We start from the raw sequence: 21,022 nt of genomic DNA, 5'->3' as shown, positions 1-21,022 counted from the left end.
TTGGAGGGATGTGCTCGAGTGATTCTCCCTGGACCTCTGAGAGTTCGTGGAGAGGCAGCCATGGCTGACCGACCGACCACCGCCCTCGACCAGCAAGAGCCTGGAGCCCCGCGCCGAGCCGAGAACTTCGTGAGCGCATACGCGACGCTGCTCAACGACGTCCGCGACCGCGGGCTGCTGCGACGGCGTCCTGTCTACTACCTCACCCGGATCGGGTTCGCGGTCGCCGCGTTCGCCGCCGTCTGGGTCGGCGTCGTCCTCTTGGGCAACTCCTGGTGGCAGCTCGCGCTCGCCGCCGTCCTCGGGCTGGTCGTCACGCAGTTCGGCTTCCTCGGGCACGACGCCGCACACCGCCAGCTCTTCACGTCGGGCCGGGCCAACGCCTGGGCGGCGCGCATCCTCGCGGGAGCCTTCGCTGGACTGAGCTATGGATGGTGGCGCGGCAAGCACAACAAGCACCACGCAGCGCCCAACCAAGAAGGGCGAGACCCTGACATCGCTCCCGGCGCGATCGCGTTCACGCGAGACATCGTCGAGAGTCGCACGGGCTTCGCCGGCTGGTTCGCCCGGCGCCAGGGGTGGTTCTTCTTCCCGCTCCTGACACTCGAAGGCCTCAACCTCCACACCGCCAGCATCCGTACGCTCGTCGAGCGGACCACGTTGCCGTGGCGCCGGCTGGAGCTCGCGATGGTCAGCACGCGACTCGTCGCGTACGTCGCGCTGCTCTTCGTCCTGCTTCCTCCGGGCAAGGCAGTGGCGTTCTTCGCGGTGCAGATGGCGGTCTTCGGGGTGTGCCTCGGGAGCGCATTCGCGCCGAACCACAAGGGCATGCCGATCGTCCCGGCGACCATGAAGATCGACTTCCTTCGCCGGCAGGTCCTGATGTCGCGCAACATCCGTGGCAGCTGGTTCGTCGACGCCGCGATGGGCGGCCTGAACTACCAGATCGAGCACCACCTGTTCCCGAGCATGCCGCGGCCCAACCTGCGCCGGGCGCGGCCCATCGTCCGGGAGCACTGCCTGCGCCACGGCATCCCGTACACAGAGGAGAGCCTGATCGGGTCGTACCGGATCGTGATCGGCTACCTCAACAACGTCGGCCTGCGGGCACGAAGCCCGTTCGACTGCCCGCTTGCTGCCGAGATGGGCCGATGAAGGCCTGGAGGGATATTCATCCCGTGGCGTACAGTCGGGGTTACCGGTTCGACGCGCTCACCCGGGCGCGGCGCCGGCGAGTGGAGAGTCGGTGCCCCCGATGAACGACCATCCTGATCCGGTCGGATCAGCCCCGAGCCGGTCGCGACGTCGACCGCGTGACCTCAGCCGGATGGGCCTGAGCGACAACCGCCCTGAGCGCCCCCGCATCATCGCGTGGAAGCCGGGCGAGGGGCGCAGCTGTGCCCCCATCCTGGCTGCCCTGAGGGCGGAGGGGATCGACACCTGGATCGGGTCTCGTCGAGAGCCCGTGGGCAACTTCGAGGTCGCCTGCCTGCAGGACGACGTCGAGCGGATCCGCGCGATCATCGCTGCCGTCGATCCTGACGCGGCTCCGCTGACCGTCGGCCGCTGACGCGGGTCATCCGCAGACGCGAAAGCCCCCGCCTCCCGTGAGGGAGGCGGGGGCTTCGTCAAACGCGGCTGAGCCGCGTCAGAGTCAGAGCGGGCGGATGTTGGCCGCCTGCAGGCCCTTCTGGCCCTGCTCGACGTCGAACTCCACCTTCTGGCCCTCATCGAGCGAGCGGAAGCCCGAGGCTGCGATCGCGCTGAAGTGCGCGAACAGGTCCTCGCCGCCGCCGTCGGGAGCGATGAAGCCGAAGCCCTTGTCAGCGTTGAACCACTTAACGGTGCCTGTAGCCATGATGTTTCTCCTCTGGTCGTGCGCACGCGACGTTCGCGTGCGACTGGTGTCGCGATCACCTCAACCTGGGAGAAGAACGAGAGGCCTCGATAAACGAGGGTCTTGCATTCGAATCTGCGGCGTGACGGTATTGCAACTACTGACGACCGTACCACCTAGTGCGAAGCTTTCGGACTCAGGCGTACCAGGCGCGCCGTGGAGCTCTCGTCGAGCTCGGCGAGATCGCCCCGTGACCGTACGAAGTCCGAGAACGAGCGGAACCCGAGCGCCTTCTCGTTGAACGACGGGTCCATCCGCTTCATCTGGCTCTTGACCGCCGAGCTGTGCAGCCAGTCGGCGTCGTCCTTCTCGTGGCCCAAACGCAAGGCACGCTCCAGCAGCCGGGTCGCGACCTTCTGGGCGTCCTCCGGCTCCGGCTCGTGCTCTGCACGGTCGTCAAACCCGGGCTCGGCGAAGAGCGGGACCGTGGCCGTGGGCTTGCGTGAGTCGCGCTTGGCGCCCGTCCCGCTCGGCTCCGTCTCCGCGGCCGAGACGTCGTCCGAGGCGGTGTCCGGCTTGGCAGGACGCTCACCCGAGCGCCTCCGCGAGGGGGAGCGGGCCGACTTCTTCGCTGCCGGCTCCGGCTCGGGGGCCGGCTCGACGCCGGGCAGCGCGTCGTACGTCACCATCTCGTCGCACGCCGCCGCGAGGGACTTGCTGGTGGAGCCGGCGACGCCGACACCGACGACGTACCGGCCGAGCCGCCGGCACCGCTGCGCGAGCGCGATGTAGTCGGAATCACCTGCGACGATCACCACATGCGTGAGGTCGGGCAGCCGGAACATGTCCTCGACCGCGTCGACGGCGAGCCTGATGTCGGCGCCGTTCTTGCCGTACGCGGCCGCCGGGAACAGCTGGACCAGGTCGACGGCGCGGCTGACGAGCTGGCCGCGATACTCGGCGTTGACCGGCGCGGACCAGTCCGCATAGGCGCGGGTCAGGACGAGCGTCCCGAACGACGAGGCGAAGTCGATGATCGCGCCGACGTCGACCGTGGCGCGGGCGAGCTTCTCGGCGACGTCGGGGTCGGCGTCACGCTCGGTCGTCGAGAACGCGCGCGCCTTGTCCCTCTGGAACTGGTTGCGTCCGTTCACCTGGTCGTACCGCGAGATCACGATGTTGTCGAAGTCGAGGTACACGGCGACGCGTGTGTCGCCAGGGTCAGCCATGACTGCTCTTCTCGGTAGGGGCACTGGGCTGTCTCCAGTCTGCCGGACCGGCCGCGCACGCGGGTGGGATGATCGGCGCATGAGCGAGACCAAGGTCGGGGTGCTGGGTGCCCGAGGGCGCATGGGGTCGGAGTCCGTACGAGCGATCGAAGCGGCCGAGGGGCTCACCCTCGCCGCGGCGATCGATGCCGACGACCCGTTGGACCTCCTCGTCGACGCGGGTGTCGAGGTCGTCGTGGACTTCACCAGCCCGGACGTCGTGATGGACAACCTGCGCTTCTGCGTCGCCAACGGCATCCACTCCGTCGTCGGGACGTCAGGGTTCGACGACGCGCGCCTTGCCGAGGTCCGCGAGCTCGCGGCGCAGTCGCCCGAGGTCGGGGTGCTCATCGTGCCGAACTTCTCGATCGGGGCCGTGCTGATGATGCGGTTCGCGCAGATCGCCGCGCCGTACTTCGAGTCAGTCGAGATCGTCGAGCTGCACCACCCTGACAAGGTCGACGCGCCGTCCGGCACGGCGACACGGACGGCCGAGCTCGTCGCCGAGGCGCGTCGGGCCGCGGGGTCGGCGCCGGTGCCCGACGCGACGACGGCCGACCCGCTCGGGGCGCGGGGCGCGGTGGTGGACGGCATCCACGTGCACGCCGTACGGGCGCGTGGGCTCGTCGCCCACCAGGAGGTGCTCTTCGGTGATCCCGGCGAGACGCTGACGATCCGCCACGACTCGGTGCACCGCGGGTCGTTCATGCCGGGCGTCGTCGCCGGAGTGCGTGGCGTCGCCGCGCACCCGGGGGTCACCGTCGGGCTCGACGGCATCCTCGGCCTCGCCTGACGGCACACCCCGGATCCGTCCGCGTTGTGAAAGCAACCTGACCGAATTCGGGACGCGATTCGGTCAGGTTGCTTTCACAACGCGGACGCGGACGGCGTCAGAGCAGGCGTACGAGGGCGGCCGCGAGGGCGGCTGCGCCCACGACGACGAGGAACGGCGCCCGTACGACCAGGAGCAGCACCGCGACACCGAGCCCGACCACCCGTGCGTCCAGCACGAGCGACTGCCCGTCGCCGAACACCTGCACCGCGATCAGCGCACCGAGCAGCCCGACCGGGATGAGCGCCGCGACACGGACGGTCAGCGGATGCTCGAGGGCACGGTCGGGTATGGAGAGCCCGGCGAGCTTGAGTCCGTAGCACGCGAGCGACGCCGCGATGATGGCCCACCAGATCACGACTCGCCCCTCTCGTGGTGATCGTGGTGGTGCGGCTCCTCGGGGTGCTCGAGCGCGTCGGTGATCTCGGCGTCGGTGCTGCGACGGGTGATCCAGATCCCGAGGGCGACGGCGACGGCACCGCCGATGATGATCGGCGCGCCTGCGGGGGAGAGCGGCACCGTGCCGATGGCCACGAGCGCGCCGACGATCGCGACCGTGCGCTGCGGCCACGCCGTCAGCCGGGGCCACAGCAGCGCCAGGAACGCGGCGCCCACGGCGGCATCGAGCCCGTACGTCCGGGGGTCGCCGAGAGCGTTTCCGGCGAGGGCGCCGACGAACGTCATGAGGTTCCAGAGGATGAAAATCGAGACGCCCGTGACGTAGAAGCCGATCCGAGCGTGCCGGTCGGTCGTGCGGGCGACACCCATCGCGGTGGACTCGTCGATGACGATCTGCGCCGAGAGCAGTCGCCGCCAGCCGTGCACCCGCAGCCGCGGCGCCAGTCCGAGCCCGTAGAAGCTGTTGCGGCTGCCGAGGAGGACCGCGGTGACCGCGCCGGTGAACGGGTTGCCGCCCGAGGCCACCACACCCGCGAACGCGAACTGTGACGCCCCGCTGAACATCAGCAGCGACAGCACGCACGTCTGGAGGACCGTCAGCCCCGAGGCCGTCCCGATCGCGCCGAAGCTGATCCCGTAAGCACCCGTGGCCAGGCCGACCCCGAGCGAGTCGATGACGACGCTGCGGTCGCTGGGCGCGGGCGCCTCAGCCGACATGTCGTGCGTGCCAGTCCAGGAGCGGGGTCAATGCCCGCCAGTCGTCGGCGACCCGCGTGGCGAGTCCGGGGGTGCCCATCCACTCGGGCGTGCCGTACCAGCGCATGAGCGTGAGCGTGTTGTGCCGCAGGAGCTCGATGCGGGGATGCTCCGCGGACCAGCCGCGCGGCTGGGTCTTGACGCGGTCGCCGCCGAGCTCGAACCCGTCGGCGGTGAGCCGGCCGAGCAGCCGCTCGAGCTCGGCACCCTTGCGCGTGTCGTCGACCGCCGTACGGAAGCGGTGCTTGCGCTCGGCGGTCGCGTCGTACCAGCCGGCTCCGACCCGCAGCCCCGACGCGTCGATCTGGACGTAGTAGCCGGTGGCCGGCTCGGTCGCGACGAAGGCGCCCTGATGGGTCTTGTAAGGGGTCTTGTCGGCGCTGAACCGCACGTCACGGTATGGCCGGAACACCTTGGCCGCACCGAACTCGTCGGCGAGCGCGGCGGTGAGTGCCAGCATCGGGCGCCGCACCAGCGTGTCGTAGTCGTCCTTGTGGGCGGTCCAGAACGTGCGGGAGTTGTCGTTCTCGAGGTCCTCGTAGAAGTCGGCGGCGGCGACGGTGAAGCCGACCGGCACGTGGTCGGTGTCAGTCACCGTCCTCGTCACCGCCCAGCATCGTGTGCAGGCGGACCTGCCTGAGGAGAACGACCCCGTCGCCCACCGGGTCGACCTCGCGGTGCGCGCCGTCAGGCGCCCATCCGGTGCCGGTGACGAACCCGCGCATCGCGTCGTCGGAGGCGTCGAGCCACATCGTCGCCCGGACGAACCGGTCGGCACGCAGCGTGTCGGCGCAGGCCTGCAGGAGCCGTGAGCCGTGGCCGGCGCCGCGGCGGGCGGGGGAGACCGTCAGCTCGCTGACCTCGCCGTCGGCGACCGGGTCGGCATCGTCGTCGCTCGAGGGCCCCGTGACGGCGAACCCGCGTACGGTGCTGTGCTCGAGCGCGACGAGGACCCGGTTGCGGGCGTCGCCGGGCTTGTCGAGCGAGGCGACCCACTTCTCCTCGAACAGGGCGGGGACGATCTGCGCGACGATCTCCGGCGGCAGCACCGGGCCGTATCGCTCCCGCCACGCGTCGGCCTGTAGGGAGGCGATCGCGGGGGCGTCGGCGCGCCACGCGACCCGGACACTGGTGTCGGCGGTAGTCACTGCTCGATTGTGTCAGGTCGGTGTCGTAGCGTGAGAACGTGCGCGCCTACCTCGACCTCGTTCAACGGATCCTCGACGACGGCGTCCGCAAGGACGACCGTACGGGCACCGGCACGCTCAGCGTGTTCGGCCACCAGATGCGGTTCGACCTGCGTGAAGGCTTCCCGCTGGTCACCACCAAGAAGGTCCACGTGAAGTCCGTCGTGGCCGAGCTCCTGTGGTTCATCGCGGGCAGCACCAACACCGCCTATCTCAAAGAGAACGGCGTCTCGATCTGGGACGAGTGGGCAGACGAGCAGGGTGAGCTGGGCCCGATCTACGGCTACCAGTGGCGCTCGTGGCCGGCTCCGGGCGGGCGGCACGTCGACCAGCTCCAGGGCGTGATCGACGCCCTCGTCGGCGATCCCGACTCGCGTCGCCACATCGTGAGCGCCTGGAACGTCGCCGACCTGCCCGACATGGCGCTGGCGCCGTGCCACACGATGTTCCAGTTCTACGTCGCGCCGGGGGAGGACGGCGGGCCCGGTCGCCTGTCGTGCCAGCTCTACCAGCGCTCGGGTGACGTGTTCCTCGGCGTCCCGTTCAACATCGCCTCGTACGCCCTGCTGACCCACATGGTGGCTCAGGTGACCGGGCTCGAGGTGGGCGACTTCGTCCACACGCTCGGCGACGCGCACCTCTATCTCAACCACCTCGACCAGGCCCGCGAGCAGCTGTCGCGCGAGCCTCGGCCGCTCCCGCAGCTCGAGCTCGACCCCGGTGTCACCTCGATCGACGGCTTCACGCTCGACTCGGTCAAGCTCGCCGGCTACGACCCTCACCCGGGCATCAAGGCGCCCATCGCCGTATGACCCCTCGCGATCTGGGCGCGCAGCGCCACGCCCGCATCACGCTCGTCGCCGCCGTCGGCACCAACGGCGTCATCGGGCGCGACGGCGACCTGCCGTGGCCACGCACCGGCGACCTCAAGCAGTTCAAGGCCCTTACGACCGGCCACGTGCTCGTGATGGGGCGCAAGACCTACGACTCGATCGGGCGCCCGCTGCCCGACCGCACGTCCGTCGTCATCACCCGCCGTACGGGCTGGAAGGGGCCGGACGACGTGGTCGTCAGCAACGACGTCGACGGGGCTCTCGACCTCGCCGCTCAGCTCGGCGGCGAGGTGTTCGTCATCGGCGGCGAGCAGATCTACAGGCAGACGCTCGACCAGGCCGACCGGATGGTGCTGACCCTCGTCGACGCGGCCCCTGAGGGCGATGCGTGGTTCCCCGAGGTGGACTGGTCGCAGTGGTGCGAGATCGACGCGATCCCCTACGACGGCTACCGGATCGCGACGTACGAGCGGGTGTGACACAGGTCACAATACGTGGCTCGTGATCGGCCGTAACGCCGTTCTGGCTTCGGGCGATGTTCTGAGTGTCCCGGTGCTGCCCGGGCCCCCGAACGGGCAGCACCGGGACATTCCATGTCCGGGTTCGCTGGTTTGACCGGCCCCACAGTCCGTCCCGCCCAAGCGGTAGCGTGGGACATATGACCTCTCCGCTCGCCAGACCTGAGGCCCCGTTCGGCCGGGTGCTGACCGCCATGGTGACGCCGTTCACCCCGGACGGCGCCCTCGACCTCGACGCCGCCAAGAAGTTGGCGACCTACCTCGTCGACGAAGGCTCCGACGGCATCGTGGTGAGCGGGACGACCGGCGAGTCGCCCACCACCAACCCCGAAGAGGACGGCCGCCTGCTGGCCGCGGTCCTCGAGGCGGTCGGTGACCGCGCCTCCGTCGTCGCCGGCGTCGGCAACAACGACACGCAGGCGTCGGCGCGGCTGGCCCGCCAGGCTGCCGAGCTGGGTGCCCACGGCATGCTGCTCGTGTCGCCCTACTACAACAAGCCGCCGCAGGCCGGCCTCGTTCGCCACTTCACGACCGTGGCCGATGCGGGCGAAGGCGTCCCGGTGATGCTTTACGACATCCCGGGCCGTGCCGTCGTCCGCATCGCGCCCGAGACCTACGCGGAGATCGCGCAGCACGAGGCGATCGTCGCGGTCAAGGACGCGGTCGGCGATCTCGCCTCCGGGGTGCGCCTCATGCGCGAGACCGGTCTCGCCTGGTATTCCGGCGACGACCCGCTCAACCTCGCCTGGCTCGCGTACGGCGCCGCCGGTGTCGTCTCGGTCGTCAGCCACGTCGCTGCCTCGCAGTACGCCTCGATGGTGAGGGCGGTCGATGACGGCCGCCTCGTCGACGCCCGTACGATCAACGACGAGCTCCTCGACGTCGTCGCCACGATCATGTCGCCGACCTCGCAGGGCGCGATCATGGCCAAGGCGGCGATGCAGCTGCTCGGTGTGATCCAGAACCGCACGACCCGCTCCCCGTACGTGGACGCGACCGACGAGCAGGTGGCGACGCTGGCCCAGGTGCTCCGTGACGCCACTCTGCTGAAGGACTGATCGATGAGCCATCCCCATCCCGAGCTCGGCGCCCCGCCGGAGCTGCCCGCCGACGGCCTGCGCGTGATCGCGCTCGGTGGCCTCGGAGAGATCGGGCGCAACATGACCGTCTTCGAGCACGCCGGCAAGCTGCTCGTCGTCGACTGCGGCGTCCTGTTCCCCGAGGACCACCAGCCCGGCGTCGACCTGATCCTCCCCGACTTCGCGCCGATCCGGGACCGCCTCGACGACATCGTCGCGATCGTGCTGACCCACGGCCACGAGGATCACATCGGCGGCGTCCCCTACCTTCTCCGTGAGCGCAGCAACATTCCTCTGGTCGGCTCCAAGCTCACGCTGGCGCTCGTCGACTCCAAGCTCCGCGAGCACCGGATCAAGGACGTGCCGAAGTACGTCGTCGCCGAGGACGAGACGCTCTCGATGGAGCCGTTCGACCTCGAGTTCGTGGCGGTCAACCACTCGATCCCCGACGCGCTCGCCGTCGCCATCCGTACGGCCGCCGGCCTGGTGATCCACACCGGCGACTTCAAGATGGACCAGCTCCCGCTCGACGGGCGCATCACCGACCTGCGGGCGTTCGCGAGGCTCGGTGAGGAGGGGGTGGACCTGTTCCTCACCGACTCGACGAATGCTGACGTGCAGGGGTTCACCACCACCGAGCGCGACATCTCGCCGGTGCTCGACCGCGTCTTCGCGCAGAGCCAGCAGCGGATCATCACGGCGTGCTTCGCCTCGCACGTGCACCGCGTCCAGCAGATCCTCGACGCCGCGGTGAAGCACGGACGCAAGGTCGCCTACATCGGCCGGTCGATGATCCGCAACATGCAGATTGCGCGCGACCTCGGCTACCTCCACGTGCCGGACGGCGTGATCGTCGACGGGCGCAAGGTCTCCGAGTACCGCCCCGAGGAGCTCGTTCTCGTCTCGACGGGGTCGCAGGGCGAGCCGATGGCCGCGTTGTCGCGCATCGCCGCGAACTCGCACGACTCGGTCCGCATCGAGCCCGGTGACACCGTCGTGCTCGCGAGCTCGCTGATCCCTGGCAACGAGAACGCGGTCTACCGCGTGATCGACGGACTGATCCGGCTCGGCGCGAACGTGGTCCACAAGGGCAACGCGCTCGTGCACGTCTCCGGTCACGCGTCCGCAGGCGAGCTGCTCTACTGCTACAACATCGTCAAGCCGAGCAACGTCATGCCCGTGCACGGCGAGATGCGTCACCTCCACGCCAACGCGGCGCTGGCGCGTGCGACGGGCGTCGAGCCCGACCGCGTCGTGATCGCGGAGGACGGCTTCGTCGTCGACCTCATCGACGGACGGGCGCGCGTCACCGGCAAGGTCGACTGTGGCTACATCTACGTCGACGGCTCGTCGGTCGGCGACATCACCGAGTCCGAGCTCAAGGATCGCCGGATCCTCGGCGAGGAGGGCTTCATCTCGGTCATGGTCGTCATCGACTCGTCGACCGGCAAGCTGGTCAGCGGCCCGGAGATCCAGGCGCGGGGGTTCGCCGAGGACGACTCGGTGTTCCAGGCGATCGTGCCCCAGATCGAGCAGGCGCTCGCGAGCGCCGTTGCCGACGGGACGTACGACACCCACCAGCTCCAGCAGATCATCCGCCGTACGGTCGGCCGCTGGGTCTCGGGCGCGCACCGGCGTCGCCCGATGATCGTGCCCGTGGTCCTGGAGGCCTGAGCCTCCGCTCTCTGACGTCATACGTTCCGTGGTCCAGGGGCCACGGAACGTATGACGTTGCGGGGGAGCGTCACGTCGCGGGCGCCTCACACGGGGGCGTACGAGGCTGTGCGAGGACGGTTACGGACCCGCCACCCGCAGGGCAACGGGCCGGAAACACGGCGTTCGTAGCGTCCTGGGTACGGTGTCCGGCATCCGGCCGGGCCCCTCCGCCTCCAGGAGCCCGTCATGGCGCTGCCCACCCTCGGCACCGAGCCGAGCACCACGCCCGCGAGCACGACGACCTCCCCGGTACGCCGTCGTACCGGCCGCTGGATCGACCACTGGGACCCTGAGGACGCGGAGTTCTGGGAGGGTACGGGGCGCCCGGTCGCCCGCCGGAACCTGATCGTCTCGATCCTCGCCGAGCACCTCGGGTTCTCCGTGTGGATGCTCTGGAGCATCGTCGCGGTGAACCTCAACGCCGCCGGCTTCTCGCTCACGAACTCGCAGCTGCTGTGGCTCGTCGCCGTGCCGAGTCTCGTGGGGGCGACGCTGCGCCTCCCGTACACGTTCGCGGTCGGGCTCTTCGGGGGCCGCAACTTCACGATTGTCTCGGCGCTGCTGCTGCTGATCCCGACGACCGGGCTCGCGATCGTCGTCCAGCGGCCCGACACCCCGTTCTGGGTCCTGCTGCTGGTTGCGTCCACGGCGGGCTTCGGCGGCGGCAACTTCGCGTCGTCGATGACGAACATCTCGTACTTCTACCCCGAGAAGGAGAAGGGCTGGGCCCTCGGGCTCAACGCGGCCGGCGGCAACATCGGCGTCGCGGTCGTCCAGGCGCCCTTCGTCGTCACAGCGGTCGTCACCGCCGGCGGAGGGCTCGTGCTCTGGCGGGCCGGTCTGATGTGGGTCCCGCTGATCTTGCTCGCCGCGTTCCTCGCGTGGAAGGCGATGGACAACCTCAGCACCGCCCAAGCCGACTTCTCGACCTCCGCGGCGGCTGCGAAGCGCCCGCACACCTGGGTGATGGCCTTCCTCTACATCGGCACGTTCGGCTCGTTCATGGGGTACGCGGCGGCGTTCCCAATGCTCATCAAGATGGAGTTCGCCGACGTGAACCCGACGTCCTGGGCGTTTCTCGGCGCGCTCGTCGGGTCGCTGGCCCGGCCGTTCGGCGGGCGCCTGTCCGACCGGGTCGGCGGTGCGGCCGTGACGGCGGCGAGCTTCGTGGTGATGGGCGTCGGCGTGCTCGCCGCGATCTTCGCGCTGCGGGCCGGTTCCTTCGCGTTCTTCCTGGCCTCGTTCCTGGTGCTGTTCGTCGCGACCGGCGTCAGCAACGGCTCGACGTACCGGATGATCCCTGCGATCTTCCGCGCGACCGCCACCGAAGGAGCGGAGGGCACGCTGCGGGCCAAGCGCGAGGCGGCGGCCGCGATCGGCATCATCTCGGCGGTCGGCGCGTTCGGCGGGTTCTTCGTCCCGCGCGTCTACTCGTGGGCGTCTGAGGCGACGGGCTCGATCGAGCCGGCGATGTTCGTGTACGTGGGGGTGTACGCGGCGATGCTCGCCGTCACGTGGTGCGCCTACCTGCGGCCGGGAGCCGCGATGGCGAAGGCACACGTGTGACCAGCACCGCTGCGTCAACAGACACCCACTGCCCGTACTGCGCACTCCAGTGCGCGATGCGGCTGGCTCCCGAGGCGAGCGGCGACCTGGCCGCCTCGCCTCGGGAGTTCCCGACCAACCGGGGCGGGATGTGCCAGAAGGGCTGGACGAGCGCTGACCTCCTCCGTACGCCCGACCGGATCACCGCACCGCTGCGTCGTACCGCCGACGGCCGCTACGAGGAGGTCTCCTGGGACGACGCGCTCGACGAGATCGCGGCACGCGTGACCGCACTCCAGCAGGCCCACGGACGGGACGCGATCGCGGTCTTCGGTGGGGGAGGGCTGACCAACGAGAAGGCCTACGCGCTCGGCAAGTTCGCCCGCACGGTGCTGCGGACGCGGTTCATCGACTACAACGGCCGCTTCTGCATGTCGTCGGCGGTCGCAGCCGGCAACCGCGCCTTCGGGATCGATCGCGGCCTTCCGTTCCCGCTGGAGGACCTCAACGCTGCCGACGCGGTGCTGCTGCTCGGGAGCAACCTCGCGGACACGATGCCGCCGGCGGTGCAGCACCTGTCCCATGCACGTGCGCAAGGTGGGCTCGTCGTCGTCGACCCGCGGCGCAGTGCGACCGCACGCCTGACCGACGACGGTGCCGGAGAGCACCTCGCGCTCGTCCCCGGGACGGACCTGACGCTGCTCCTCGGGCTGACCCATGTCGTGCTCGCCGAGGGTCTCGCGGACGCGGCGTATCTGGACGACCGTACGAACGGCCTCGACGACGTCCGGCGCAGCGTCGCCGCGTGGTGGCCGGAGCGCGTCGCGTCGGCCACCGGCATCGACGAGGGGCGCCTGCGCCGGATCGCGCGGCGCCTCGCGGCGGCCGCCCCGTGCCACGGCGGCGCAGGCGCGTACGTGCTGACCGGACGCGGCGCCGAGCAGCACACGGACGGTACGGACACGGTGACCGCGGCGATCAACCTCGCGCTGTGCCTCGGCCTGCCGGCGCGGGTCGGGAGCGGGTACGGCTGCATCACGGGGCAGGGGAACGGCCAGGGTGGGCGCGAGCACGGGCAGAAGTCGGATCAGCTGCCCGGTTACCGGATGATCGACGACCCTGCGGCGCGGGCGCACGTGGCCGAGGTCTGGGGCGTCGACCCCGACTCGCTGCCGGGCAAGGGCGTGCCTGCCGTCGAGCTGCTGATGGGCCTCGGCACGGATGACGGCCCGAGGGCGCTGTTCGTCCACGGGTCCAACCTCGTGGTCAGCGCCCCCGACGCGCGGACTGTGACCGACCGGCTGCGGGCGCTCGACCTGCTGGTGGTCTGCGACTTCGTGCCGTCGGAGACCGCGATGCTGGCCGACTTCGTGCTGCCGACGACGCAGTGGGCGGAGGAGGAGGGCACGATGACGAGCCTCGAGGGCCGGGTGATCCGTCGCCGGGCCGCCGTGACGCCACCGCCGGGGGTGCGCAGCGAGCTCGAGATCCTGGCCGGGTTGGGGGCGCGGCTCGGGGCCACGGTGTCGCTGCCGACCGACCCGCGCGAGGTGTACGACGAGCTACGGCGCGCGTCGGCCGGGGGGCGTGCCGACTACGCCGGCATCTCGTACGACCGGTTGGACGCGGGCGAGGCGCTGTTCTGGCCGTGCCCCGATGAGGCCCATCCGGGCACGCCGCGGCTGTTCGCGGACGGCTTCGCCCATGTGGACGGCCGGGCACGGATGGTGGCGGTCGAGCCGACTGGGCGGGTGGACGACCTGACGCGCGCCGCTCCGCTGTTCCTCGTGACCGGGCGGGTGCTCCAGCACTACCAGTCCGGCGCCCAGACCCGCCGCGTCGCGCGCCTGCGGGACGCGGCGCCCGCGGCGTACGTCGAGCTCCATCCGCTGCTCGCCGCGCGGCTCGGCATCGAGGGCGTGGAGGAGATCCGGGTGACGTCGAGTCGCGGCTCGATGGTCGCGCAGGCGCGGATCAGCGCGGACATCCGGCCGGACACGGTGTTCGCCCCGTTCCACTTCGCGGGGCTCGAGCGGGTCAACAGTGTCACCAGCGCGGCCACCGACCCGATCTCGGGGATGCCGGAGTTCAAGGTGTCCGCCGTGACCGTCGAGGCAGCACAGTGACGCGCGAGCGGGTGGTGGTCGTCGGGGCCGGCATGGTCGGCACCCGATTCGCCGAGGAGCTCGCACGCGCCGACCGCGAGGGACGGTTCGACGTGCTGGTGCTGGGGGAGGAGGAGTACGAGCCGTACAACCGGATCCTGCTCACCGAGCTCGTCGCCGGGCGCGCGGAGCTCGCGAGCCTCGTGCTGCCGCGGCCGGCCGGGGTGACCGTACGGCTCGGCGCGCGGGTGGACGGGATCGACCGTGGCGCCCGTACGGTGTGGGTGGACGGCGAGCCCATCCCGTACGACCACCTCGTCCTGGCGACCGGCGCGCGGGCGCGGGTGCTGCGCGTCCCGGGCCTCGACGGCGCTCCGGGCGACCCGCTGCCCGGTGGCGTCTTCGCGCTGCGCTCGGTCGACGACGCCCGCGGCATCACCGCCGCCGCGCTCAACGCCCGGCGTGCCGTCGTCGTCGGGGGCGGTCCGCTCGGTGTCGAGGTCGCCTGCGGGATGCGGCTGCGGGGAGTCGCGGTGGAGGTGATCTCGTTCGCGGGGCACCTCCTCGACCGCGACCTCGACCCCGCGCCCGGCCGGCTGCTCGCCGACGCGGTCTCCGACCTCGGCATCACGTTCCACGGCAACGCCGCGCTCGCGGGCGTGACCTGCGCTCCTCCACGATTTGACGGGTTGTCCCCCCAATCGGTGCCCTCAACCGGTGGAGAACCCGTCAAATCGTGGAGGGGACGAGGCGGCCACGTGGAGGCGGTGGTGCTCGACGACGGTCGTACGCTCGCGGCTGACCTCGTCGTCCTCGCGGCCGGGGCTGTCCCCGAGACCGCCCTCGCGGGTGCCGCCGGACTCGAGGTCGCCCACGGGATCGTCGTCGGCGACGACCTGACGACCACATACGACCCGGCGATCCACGCGATCGGCGACTGCGCGCAGACGCCGTCGGGGGTCTCAGGGCTCGTCGCACCCGGGTGGGAGCAGGCCCGCGCACTCGCTCGGCGGCTCACCGACGGCGGCACCGCGGCCGACCCTGCACCCGTGGTCGTCGACGGCGCCGCCATGCGCCTCAAGGCGGCCGGGCTCAGCCTCGTCGCGATGGGGCGGAAGGCGTCTTGCGCCGACGGGGCGCGGGTGCTGACGATGAGCGACCCGTACGCGCGCCGCTACGTGGAGGTCGTCCTCGACGGCGACGAGCTGGTCGGGATGACCTGCCTCGGAGCCGCCGAGCTCGCAGCGTCGCTGAGCGTCCAGTACGGGCGGCCGGGCGTCGTCCCGCTCGACCCGCTGCAGCTCCTCGCGCCGAGCGCCGGGCAGGCCGACGCCGCCGCCGGGTCGCCCACCACGATGCCGGGCAGCACGACGGTGTGCCGCTGCAACGGCGTGACCAAGCGTGACCTGGTCGCGGCGTGGGACGGCGGGGCGTGCTCCGTCGACGCGCTCGCGGCCACCACGCGCGCGACCACCGGCTGCGGGGGCTGCGTGTCGCTCGTGCGTGGGATCGCGGACTGGCTGGTGGTCTCGACAGGCTCGACCGCCGGTGAGGGCGGCTCGACCGGCGGTGAGGGAGTCTCGACCGGCGGTGAGGGCGGCTCACAGACCGCCACGCCCTCGCGTGAGCCCGTTGTGAAGGGTGCGTAACCCGATGAGTCAGGACCCGAAACACCCCGTTCCTACGGTGATCGACATGGGCTCCGCCACCGACTCCGCCACACGCAAGCGCCTCGTCGTCGTCGGTGCCGGCATGGTCGCGCACCGCCTGGTGGAGGCGCTCGTCGGTCGCGGCGGTGCCGACACCTGGACCATCGACGTCTTCGGCGAGGAGAGCCGGCCCCCGTACGACCGGGTGGCGCTGACGTCGTTCTTCTCCGACCGCGACCCCGACGACCTCGTCCTCGGCGACCCGTCGCTGTGGGCGACCGACGGCATCCGGCTCCACCGCGGTGTGAGGGTGACCGCGGTGGACAAGGACGCCCGTACGGTCACCGCCCGCGGCCGGGCGTACCCGTACGACGCGCTGGTGCTCGCAACCGGCTCGTACGCGATGGTGCCGCCGGTCGAGGGCAAGGACACCCCCGGGTGCTTCGTCTATCGCACGGTCGACGACGTCGCTGAGCTGCGTGCGTACGTCAACGAGCTCGCCGCGCGCCTCGACCGGCCCGTACGCGGCGCCGTCGTCGGCGGCGGGCTCCTCGGCCTCGAGGCCGCGGGCGCGCTCCGGGCGCTCGGTGCGGACTCCACGGTTGTCGAGTTCGCGCCGTGGCTGATGCCGATGCAGGTCGACGAGGCCGGCGGACGGACGCTGCGACGGATCATCGAGCAGCTGGGGGTCGAGGTCCGCACCTCGACGGCGACCTCACGTATCCGAGTCGGCCGCAGCGGCACCGTTCGTGCGATGGACTTCGCCGACGGGGGAGGCAGCATCGACGCCGACGTCGTCGTGTTCGCCACCGGCGTCCGCCCACGGGACGAGCTTGCCCGGGCGATGGGTCTCGCGATCGGCGAGCGCGGGGGAGTGGCGTGCGACGACGCGTGCCGTACGGACGACCCGCACGTGTTCGCGATCGGTGAGGTCGCGCACATCGGAGGTCGCACGTGGGGTCTCGTTGGCCCTGGCTACGCGATGGCCGAGGTGATCGCGGACCGGCTGCTCGGCGGGGACGCGACGTTCACCGGCGGCGACCTCTCGACCAAGCTCAAGCTGCTCGGCGTCGACGTCGCGAGCTTCGGCGACGCGTTCGCGGGCACAGAGGGCAGCCTCGAGGTCGTGTACGCGGACCCGGTCGGCGGCGTCTACAAGAAGCTCGTGATGTCCGACGACGCCAAGACGCTGCTCGGCGGCATCCTCGTCGGCGACGCGGAGGCGTACGCGTCGCTGCGGCCGATGGTCGGCAGCGAGCTCGGGGGCGACCCGACGGCGTGGCTGGTGCCGGACGGCGTGACGCCGGTGTCCGGTGGGTCGCTGCCCGACGCTGCGGCGGTGTGCTCGTGCAACAACGTGACCGCGGGAGCGATCCGGTGCGCGGTGCGGGGGGAGGCCAATGGTGAGCCCTGCCACGACCTCGGCACGCTCAAGGGCTGCACGAAGGCCGGTACGAGCTGCGGATCGTGCCTTCCGCTCGTCAAGAAGCTGCTCGACGAGGAGTTGACCGCCGCCGGCATCGCGACCTCGAACGCGCTGTGCGAGCACTTCGCGATGAGCCGTGCGCAGCTCTTCGACGTCGTACGGGTCACCGGCATCCGTACGTTCTCCGAGCTCGTCGCCGCCCACGGCACCGGGCGTGGCTGCGACATCTGCCGTCCCGTCGTGGCGTCGATCCTCGCCTCGCTGGAGACCGGGCACGTCCTCGACGGCGAGGCGGCGGCGCTGCAGGACACCAACGACCACGTGATGGCCAACATGCAGAAGGACGGGACGTACTCCGTCGTCCCGCGCATCCCCGGCGGCGAGGTAACGCCCGAGGGACTGATCGCGATCGGGCAGGTCGCCGCGGACTTCGGGCTCTACACGAAGATCACCGGCGGCCAGCGGATCGACCTGTTCGGCGCGCGGATCGAGCAGCTCCCGGCGATCTGGAGGCGGCTCGTCGACGCGGGGTTCGAGTCCGGCCACGCGTACGGCAAGTCGCTGCGCACCGTGAAGTCGTGCGTCGGCTCGACGTGGTGCCGTTTCGGAGTGCAGGACTCCGTCGGACTCGCGATCGCTCTCGAGCTGCGCTATCGCGGGCTGCGTTCGCCGCACAAGATCAAGCTCGGCGTCTCCGGCTGCGCCCGCGAGTGTGCCGAGGCGCGCGGCAAGGACGTGGGCGTGATCGCGACGGAGAAGGGCTGGAACGTCTACGTGGGCGGCAACGGCGGCTTCACCCCGAGGCACGCGCAGCTGTTCGCCGAGGACCTCTCGACCGAGGAGCTCGTACGGACGGTCGACCGGTTCCTCATGTACTACATCCGCACCGCCGACCGGCTCCAGCGGACCGCCCCGTGGCTCGAAGCGGTCGAGGGCGGCCTGGATCACGTACGATCGGTGGTGCTCGACGACAGTCTCGGGATCGCCGCCGATCTCGACGCAGCGATGGCGGTGCACGTCGAGAAGTACGAGGACGAGTGGGCAGCGACGCTCGCCGATCCCGACAAGCTGCGCAAGTTCGCCAGCTTCGTCAACAGCCCCGACACCCCTGACCCGGACCTGGTCTACGTCGCCGAGCGCGGTCAACGCCGACCCGCCAATGCGCAGGAGCGCGCGACGCTGATCGCCGGGACGACGCTGGAGGTTCGCTCGTGAGTGCTGCGTCTCTGACCGAGCGCGAGGTCGCGACGTGGGTACGCGTCTGCGCGCTCGACGCGCTGTTCCCCGACCGCGGAGCGGCCGCGCTGGTCGACGGCCGGCAGGTCGCGCTGTTCCGGCTGGCGGGTGAGCCCGACGTCGTGCGCGCGATCGGGCACCGCGACCCGTACAGCGGGGCGAACGTGATGGCGCGCGGTCTGGTCGGCACGGTCGGCGACGTCCCGGTGGTGGTCTCGCCGATGCACAAGCAGCGGTTCCGGTTCGACGACGGCGCCGCGGTCGAAAACCCGGCGGTCTCGGTCGGCGTCTGGGCGACCCGTGTCGTCGACGGCGTCGTCGAGGTCGCCGCCACCCCGCTGCTCGAGCCGCGGCCGTCGTCGCTCGAGCCGCTTTCGTCGCTCGAGCTTGTCGAGACCACGCCTGTCGGGGTTTCGACTGGCTCAACCGTCGGTTCGTCCGCGGCCCCGCCGGCGCCATGACGCCTCTCGGTGCGGTCCTCTCCGGGACATCAGTCCTCGTCACCGCGCAGCGCCGTGCGGACGACCTGGCGATGGCGCTGGGCCGCAGGGGCGCCGTCGTCTCGGTCGCTTCGGCGCTGGGCGTGGAGTCGCAGATCGACGAGGACACCCTGCTGGAACGCACCCGCGAGCTCGTCGCGGATTCGGCGGACGTCGTCGTCGTGACGACCGGCATCGGGTTCCGCTCGTGGCTGGACACCGCCGAAGCCGCCGGACTGGGGGAGGCGCTGGTCGTCGCGCTCTCCCGTACGCGGCTGGTCGCGCGTGGCCCGAAGGCGCGCGGCGCGCTTCAGGCCGCCGGGCTCGTCCCCGACTGGGTCGCGGAGTCGGAGACGTCGGCCGAGATCGCGGACTTCCTCTGCACCGAAGGTGTTGCCGGCCAGCGGATCGTCGTGCAGCACCACGGTGCCGGCGACGACGGCCTCGAGGAGCGGCTACGCGCTGCGGGCGGGGAGCCGGTGGGGCTCGTCGTCTATCGCTGGGGTCCGCCGCCGGACCCCGATGCCGTCGTCGCCTCCGTACGCGACGCGGCCGCGGGAGCGTACGACGCCGTGGTCTTCACGTCCGCCCCGGGCGCTGCCGCATGGATCACGGCGGCGCGAGCGGCGGGTGTCCTGGAGGATGTCATCGCGCTCGGCCGTTCCGGCGTGCTGACCTCGGCGGCTGTCGGCCCGGTCACCGCGGAGCCGCTTCGTGTGGCGGGGCTCGACCCGATCATCCCGGACCGTGGGCGCCTCGGGTCCCTCGTACGCACGCTCATCATGCACCTCGGGGACGACCACGAAGCGACCCAGACCGCGGCTGGCGCGCTCCGGCTTCGCGCGCGGGCAGCGACGCTCGACCACGACGTCGTCGGCGTCTCACCCAGTGGGCTCGCGGTGCTGCGTTCGCTGGTCGCGGTGCCGGGTGCGGTCGTCTCACGCGAGGCGTTGCTGCGCGTGCTGCCGGGATGCTCGACCGACCCGCACACCGCCGAGGTCGCCGTCGCGAGACTGCGGGAGGCGTTCGGTGGGCGTCCGGTCGTGGAGACCGTGGTGAAGCGCGGCTACCGGATCAACCTCGACCAGGGAGGGCGGGCATGACGACGCTGGTGGCGTGCAGCCACGGCACGCGTGACCGCGCAGGGCAGGCAGCGATCGCGGGGCTCGTCGACGCGGTCGCCGGTGCGCTGCCGGGGCTCGCGGTCGCGCCGACGTTTGTCGACGTGCAGCACCCGCAGGTCGCGGAGGTCGTCACGGATACCGGTGGACCGACCGTCGTGGTTCCGTTGCTGCTGTCGTCGGGGTACCACGTCCACGTCGACATCGCCGCAGCCGTCGCGGAACGTGAGGACGTCGTGGCGGCGCCTGCGCTCGGTCCGGACCCGGTGCTCGCGGGGTTGCTCGCGAAACGCCTACGTCAGGCGGGCATGGGGACGAGCGACCGCGTCGTGCTCGCCGCCGCTGCCTCGTCGGACCCGCTGGCGCGCCGTGACACCGAGCGGGCGGCGGCGCTGCTTGCGACGGCGCTCGGCCGCCCTGTCGCGCTGGGGCACGTCGGCGCCGGTCGCGACACGGTGGCTGCCGTCGTGGCGGAGGAGCGTCGGCGGTACCCGTACGCGCGCGTCGCCGTCGCCTCGTACCTCCTCGCGCCCGGCTGGTTCCGTGACCGCCTCGACGAGGTCGGTGCCGATCTGGTGAGCGCCCCGCTGCTCGACGGCGCCGAGCCCGATGCGCGACTCACGGGCCTCGTCGTACGCCGCTTCCTCGACGCCCGCCCGCAGGCGTACGCACACGCGGCGTGACGCGGTCCGGGCGGCGTGAGGTCGTTGGTGTGATCGTGCCCGGGAACCTGTACGAGTTCGCTCGTGCACGTGTCGACGAATGGGACCCTGCTGGACCCGAGGATCGCGACCCAGAGGGTTCCCCGTTGACGCACGGGGGCAGGTGGCGGATCTGTCAGTCCATGGGCGCTACGTCGACCTGGTGACGCTGGAGATCTCGGCGCGGCTGTGGGCCGAACGCGTCACCGTCTCGCTGGATCCGTCGGTGGAGTGACCTTCAGTCGTGGTCGCGCATCCGCCCAGCCCGCCGCCGCCACGTGCGCTTGCCGTGCGGCGCAGCGCCCGCACCCCTAGCCTCACCCCTGACAACACGA

Annotated in this window: 20 protein-coding genes; 14 read left to right on the top strand and 6 right to left on the bottom strand. The window is 71.2% G+C overall.

Features of this window, described 5'->3' with window-relative positions; all coding sequences use genetic code 11:
* Nucleotides 1–60: 60 nt before the first annotated feature.
* Nucleotides 61–1,155 carry an acyl-CoA desaturase gene (locus H4N58_RS12295; protein ID WP_167003452.1) on the top strand — a complete coding sequence of 365 codons (1,095 nt, stop codon included), beginning with the start codon at nt 61–63 and terminating at the stop codon, nt 1,153–1,155.
* A gap of 100 nt (nt 1,156–1,255) precedes the next feature.
* Entirely contained in the window at nt 1,256–1,570 is a 315-nt protein-coding gene (locus tag H4N58_RS12290; protein ID WP_167003450.1) for a hypothetical protein, read from the top strand.
* A gap of 84 nt (nt 1,571–1,654) precedes the next feature.
* Here H4N58_RS12290 and H4N58_RS12285 read toward each other — a convergent pair whose 3' ends face one another.
* Both H4N58_RS12285 and H4N58_RS12280 read right to left on the bottom strand, forming a co-directional pair.
* On the bottom strand, nt 1,655–1,858 hold the full coding sequence (locus H4N58_RS12285) for a cold-shock protein (protein WP_139106883.1): 204 nt from the start codon (nt 1,856–1,858) through the stop codon (nt 1,655–1,657).
* Between the two features lie 155 nt (nt 1,859–2,013).
* Nucleotides 2,014–3,066 carry an NYN domain-containing protein gene (locus H4N58_RS12280; RefSeq protein WP_167003448.1) on the bottom strand — a complete coding sequence of 351 codons (1,053 nt, stop codon included), beginning with the start codon at nt 3,064–3,066 and terminating at the stop codon, nt 2,014–2,016.
* Nucleotides 3,067–3,145: 79 nt separating this feature from the next.
* Here H4N58_RS12280 and dapB point away from each other — a divergent pair, with 79 nt between their 5' ends.
* The gene (dapB, locus tag H4N58_RS12275; RefSeq protein ID WP_167250486.1) at nt 3,146–3,898 is read left to right on the top strand and encodes a 4-hydroxy-tetrahydrodipicolinate reductase; all 753 of its coding nucleotides are present in this window, start codon (nt 3,146–3,148) and stop codon (nt 3,896–3,898) included.
* A 97-nt stretch (nt 3,899–3,995) separates the two neighbouring features.
* Here the strand turns inward: dapB and H4N58_RS12270 are convergent, their stop codons facing one another.
* The 4 genes from H4N58_RS12270 to H4N58_RS12255 are packed head-to-tail and all read right to left on the bottom strand — an operon-like array spanning nt 3,996 to nt 6,240.
* Nucleotides 3,996–4,295, bottom strand: coding sequence for an AzlD domain-containing protein (locus H4N58_RS12270; protein WP_167003445.1), 300 nt, complete (start codon nt 4,293–4,295; stop codon nt 3,996–3,998).
* A complete protein-coding gene (locus H4N58_RS12265; RefSeq protein WP_167250489.1) occupies nt 4,292–5,053 on the bottom strand; it encodes an AzlC family ABC transporter permease in 762 nt (253 codons plus the stop codon). The genes H4N58_RS12270 and H4N58_RS12265 overlap by 4 nt, the downstream gene beginning before the upstream one ends.
* On the bottom strand, nt 5,043–5,687 hold the full coding sequence (locus H4N58_RS12260) for a DUF2461 domain-containing protein (protein ID WP_243845089.1): 645 nt from the start codon (nt 5,685–5,687) through the stop codon (nt 5,043–5,045). The genes H4N58_RS12265 and H4N58_RS12260 overlap by 11 nt, the downstream gene beginning before the upstream one ends.
* Nucleotides 5,680–6,240, bottom strand: a complete 561-nt coding sequence (locus tag H4N58_RS12255; protein WP_167250491.1) for a GNAT family N-acetyltransferase — start codon at nt 6,238–6,240, stop codon at nt 5,680–5,682. The genes H4N58_RS12260 and H4N58_RS12255 overlap by 8 nt, the downstream gene beginning before the upstream one ends.
* Before the next feature lie 38 nt (nt 6,241–6,278).
* On the opposite strand from H4N58_RS12255, the gene H4N58_RS12250 reads away from it, so the two are divergent.
* From H4N58_RS12250 to H4N58_RS12200, 11 genes are all read left to right on the top strand, one after another.
* Nucleotides 6,279–7,091, top strand: coding sequence for a thymidylate synthase (locus tag H4N58_RS12250; protein WP_167003439.1), 813 nt, complete (start codon nt 6,279–6,281; stop codon nt 7,089–7,091).
* Nucleotides 7,088–7,591 (top strand): dihydrofolate reductase, encoded by a 504-nt coding sequence (locus tag H4N58_RS12245; protein WP_167250493.1) that lies wholly within the window; start codon nt 7,088–7,090, stop codon nt 7,589–7,591. The genes H4N58_RS12250 and H4N58_RS12245 overlap by 4 nt, the downstream gene beginning before the upstream one ends.
* 179 nt (nt 7,592–7,770) lie before the next feature.
* The gene (dapA, locus tag H4N58_RS12240; RefSeq protein ID WP_167003435.1) at nt 7,771–8,688 is read left to right on the top strand and encodes a 4-hydroxy-tetrahydrodipicolinate synthase; all 918 of its coding nucleotides are present in this window, start codon (nt 7,771–7,773) and stop codon (nt 8,686–8,688) included.
* Between the two features lie 3 nt (nt 8,689–8,691).
* A complete protein-coding gene (locus tag H4N58_RS12235) occupies nt 8,692–10,383 on the top strand; it encodes a ribonuclease J (RefSeq protein WP_167250495.1) in 1,692 nt (563 codons plus the stop codon).
* A gap of 228 nt (nt 10,384–10,611) precedes the next feature.
* Entirely contained in the window at nt 10,612–11,991 is a 1,380-nt protein-coding gene (locus H4N58_RS12230; RefSeq protein WP_167003431.1) for an MFS transporter, read from the top strand.
* Nucleotides 11,988–14,096, top strand: coding sequence for a molybdopterin oxidoreductase family protein (locus tag H4N58_RS12225; RefSeq protein WP_255490657.1), 2,109 nt, complete (start codon nt 11,988–11,990; stop codon nt 14,094–14,096). The genes H4N58_RS12230 and H4N58_RS12225 overlap by 4 nt, the downstream gene beginning before the upstream one ends.
* A complete protein-coding gene (locus tag H4N58_RS12220) occupies nt 14,093–15,724 on the top strand; it encodes an FAD-dependent oxidoreductase (protein WP_208322351.1) in 1,632 nt (543 codons plus the stop codon). The genes H4N58_RS12225 and H4N58_RS12220 overlap by 4 nt, the downstream gene beginning before the upstream one ends.
* A 46-nt stretch (nt 15,725–15,770) precedes the next feature.
* Nucleotides 15,771–18,365: a nitrite reductase large subunit NirB gene (gene nirB / locus H4N58_RS12215; RefSeq protein ID WP_167250497.1), complete on the top strand. Its 2,595-nt coding sequence runs from the start codon at nt 15,771–15,773 to the stop codon at nt 18,363–18,365.
* On the top strand, nt 18,362–18,847 hold the full coding sequence (gene nirD / locus H4N58_RS12210) for a nitrite reductase small subunit NirD (protein ID WP_243845090.1): 486 nt from the start codon (nt 18,362–18,364) through the stop codon (nt 18,845–18,847). The genes nirB and nirD overlap by 4 nt, the downstream gene beginning before the upstream one ends.
* Nucleotides 18,844–19,968, top strand: a complete 1,125-nt coding sequence (locus H4N58_RS12205) for a uroporphyrinogen-III synthase (protein WP_167003426.1) — start codon at nt 18,844–18,846, stop codon at nt 19,966–19,968. Before nirD ends, H4N58_RS12205 begins: the two co-directional genes overlap by 4 nt.
* Nucleotides 19,965–20,669, top strand: coding sequence for a sirohydrochlorin chelatase (locus H4N58_RS12200; protein WP_167003424.1), 705 nt, complete (start codon nt 19,965–19,967; stop codon nt 20,667–20,669). Before H4N58_RS12205 ends, H4N58_RS12200 begins: the two co-directional genes overlap by 4 nt.
* The last annotated feature ends 353 nt before the right edge of the window (nt 20,670–21,022 follow it).

It is taken from the genome of Mumia sp. ZJ1417 (genome assembly GCF_014127285.1).
Lineage (GTDB): Bacteria > Actinomycetota > Actinomycetes > Propionibacteriales > Nocardioidaceae > Mumia.
The sequence above is the reverse complement of the archived record's forward strand: the minus strand, read 5'-3'. Positions and strand labels throughout refer to the sequence as shown.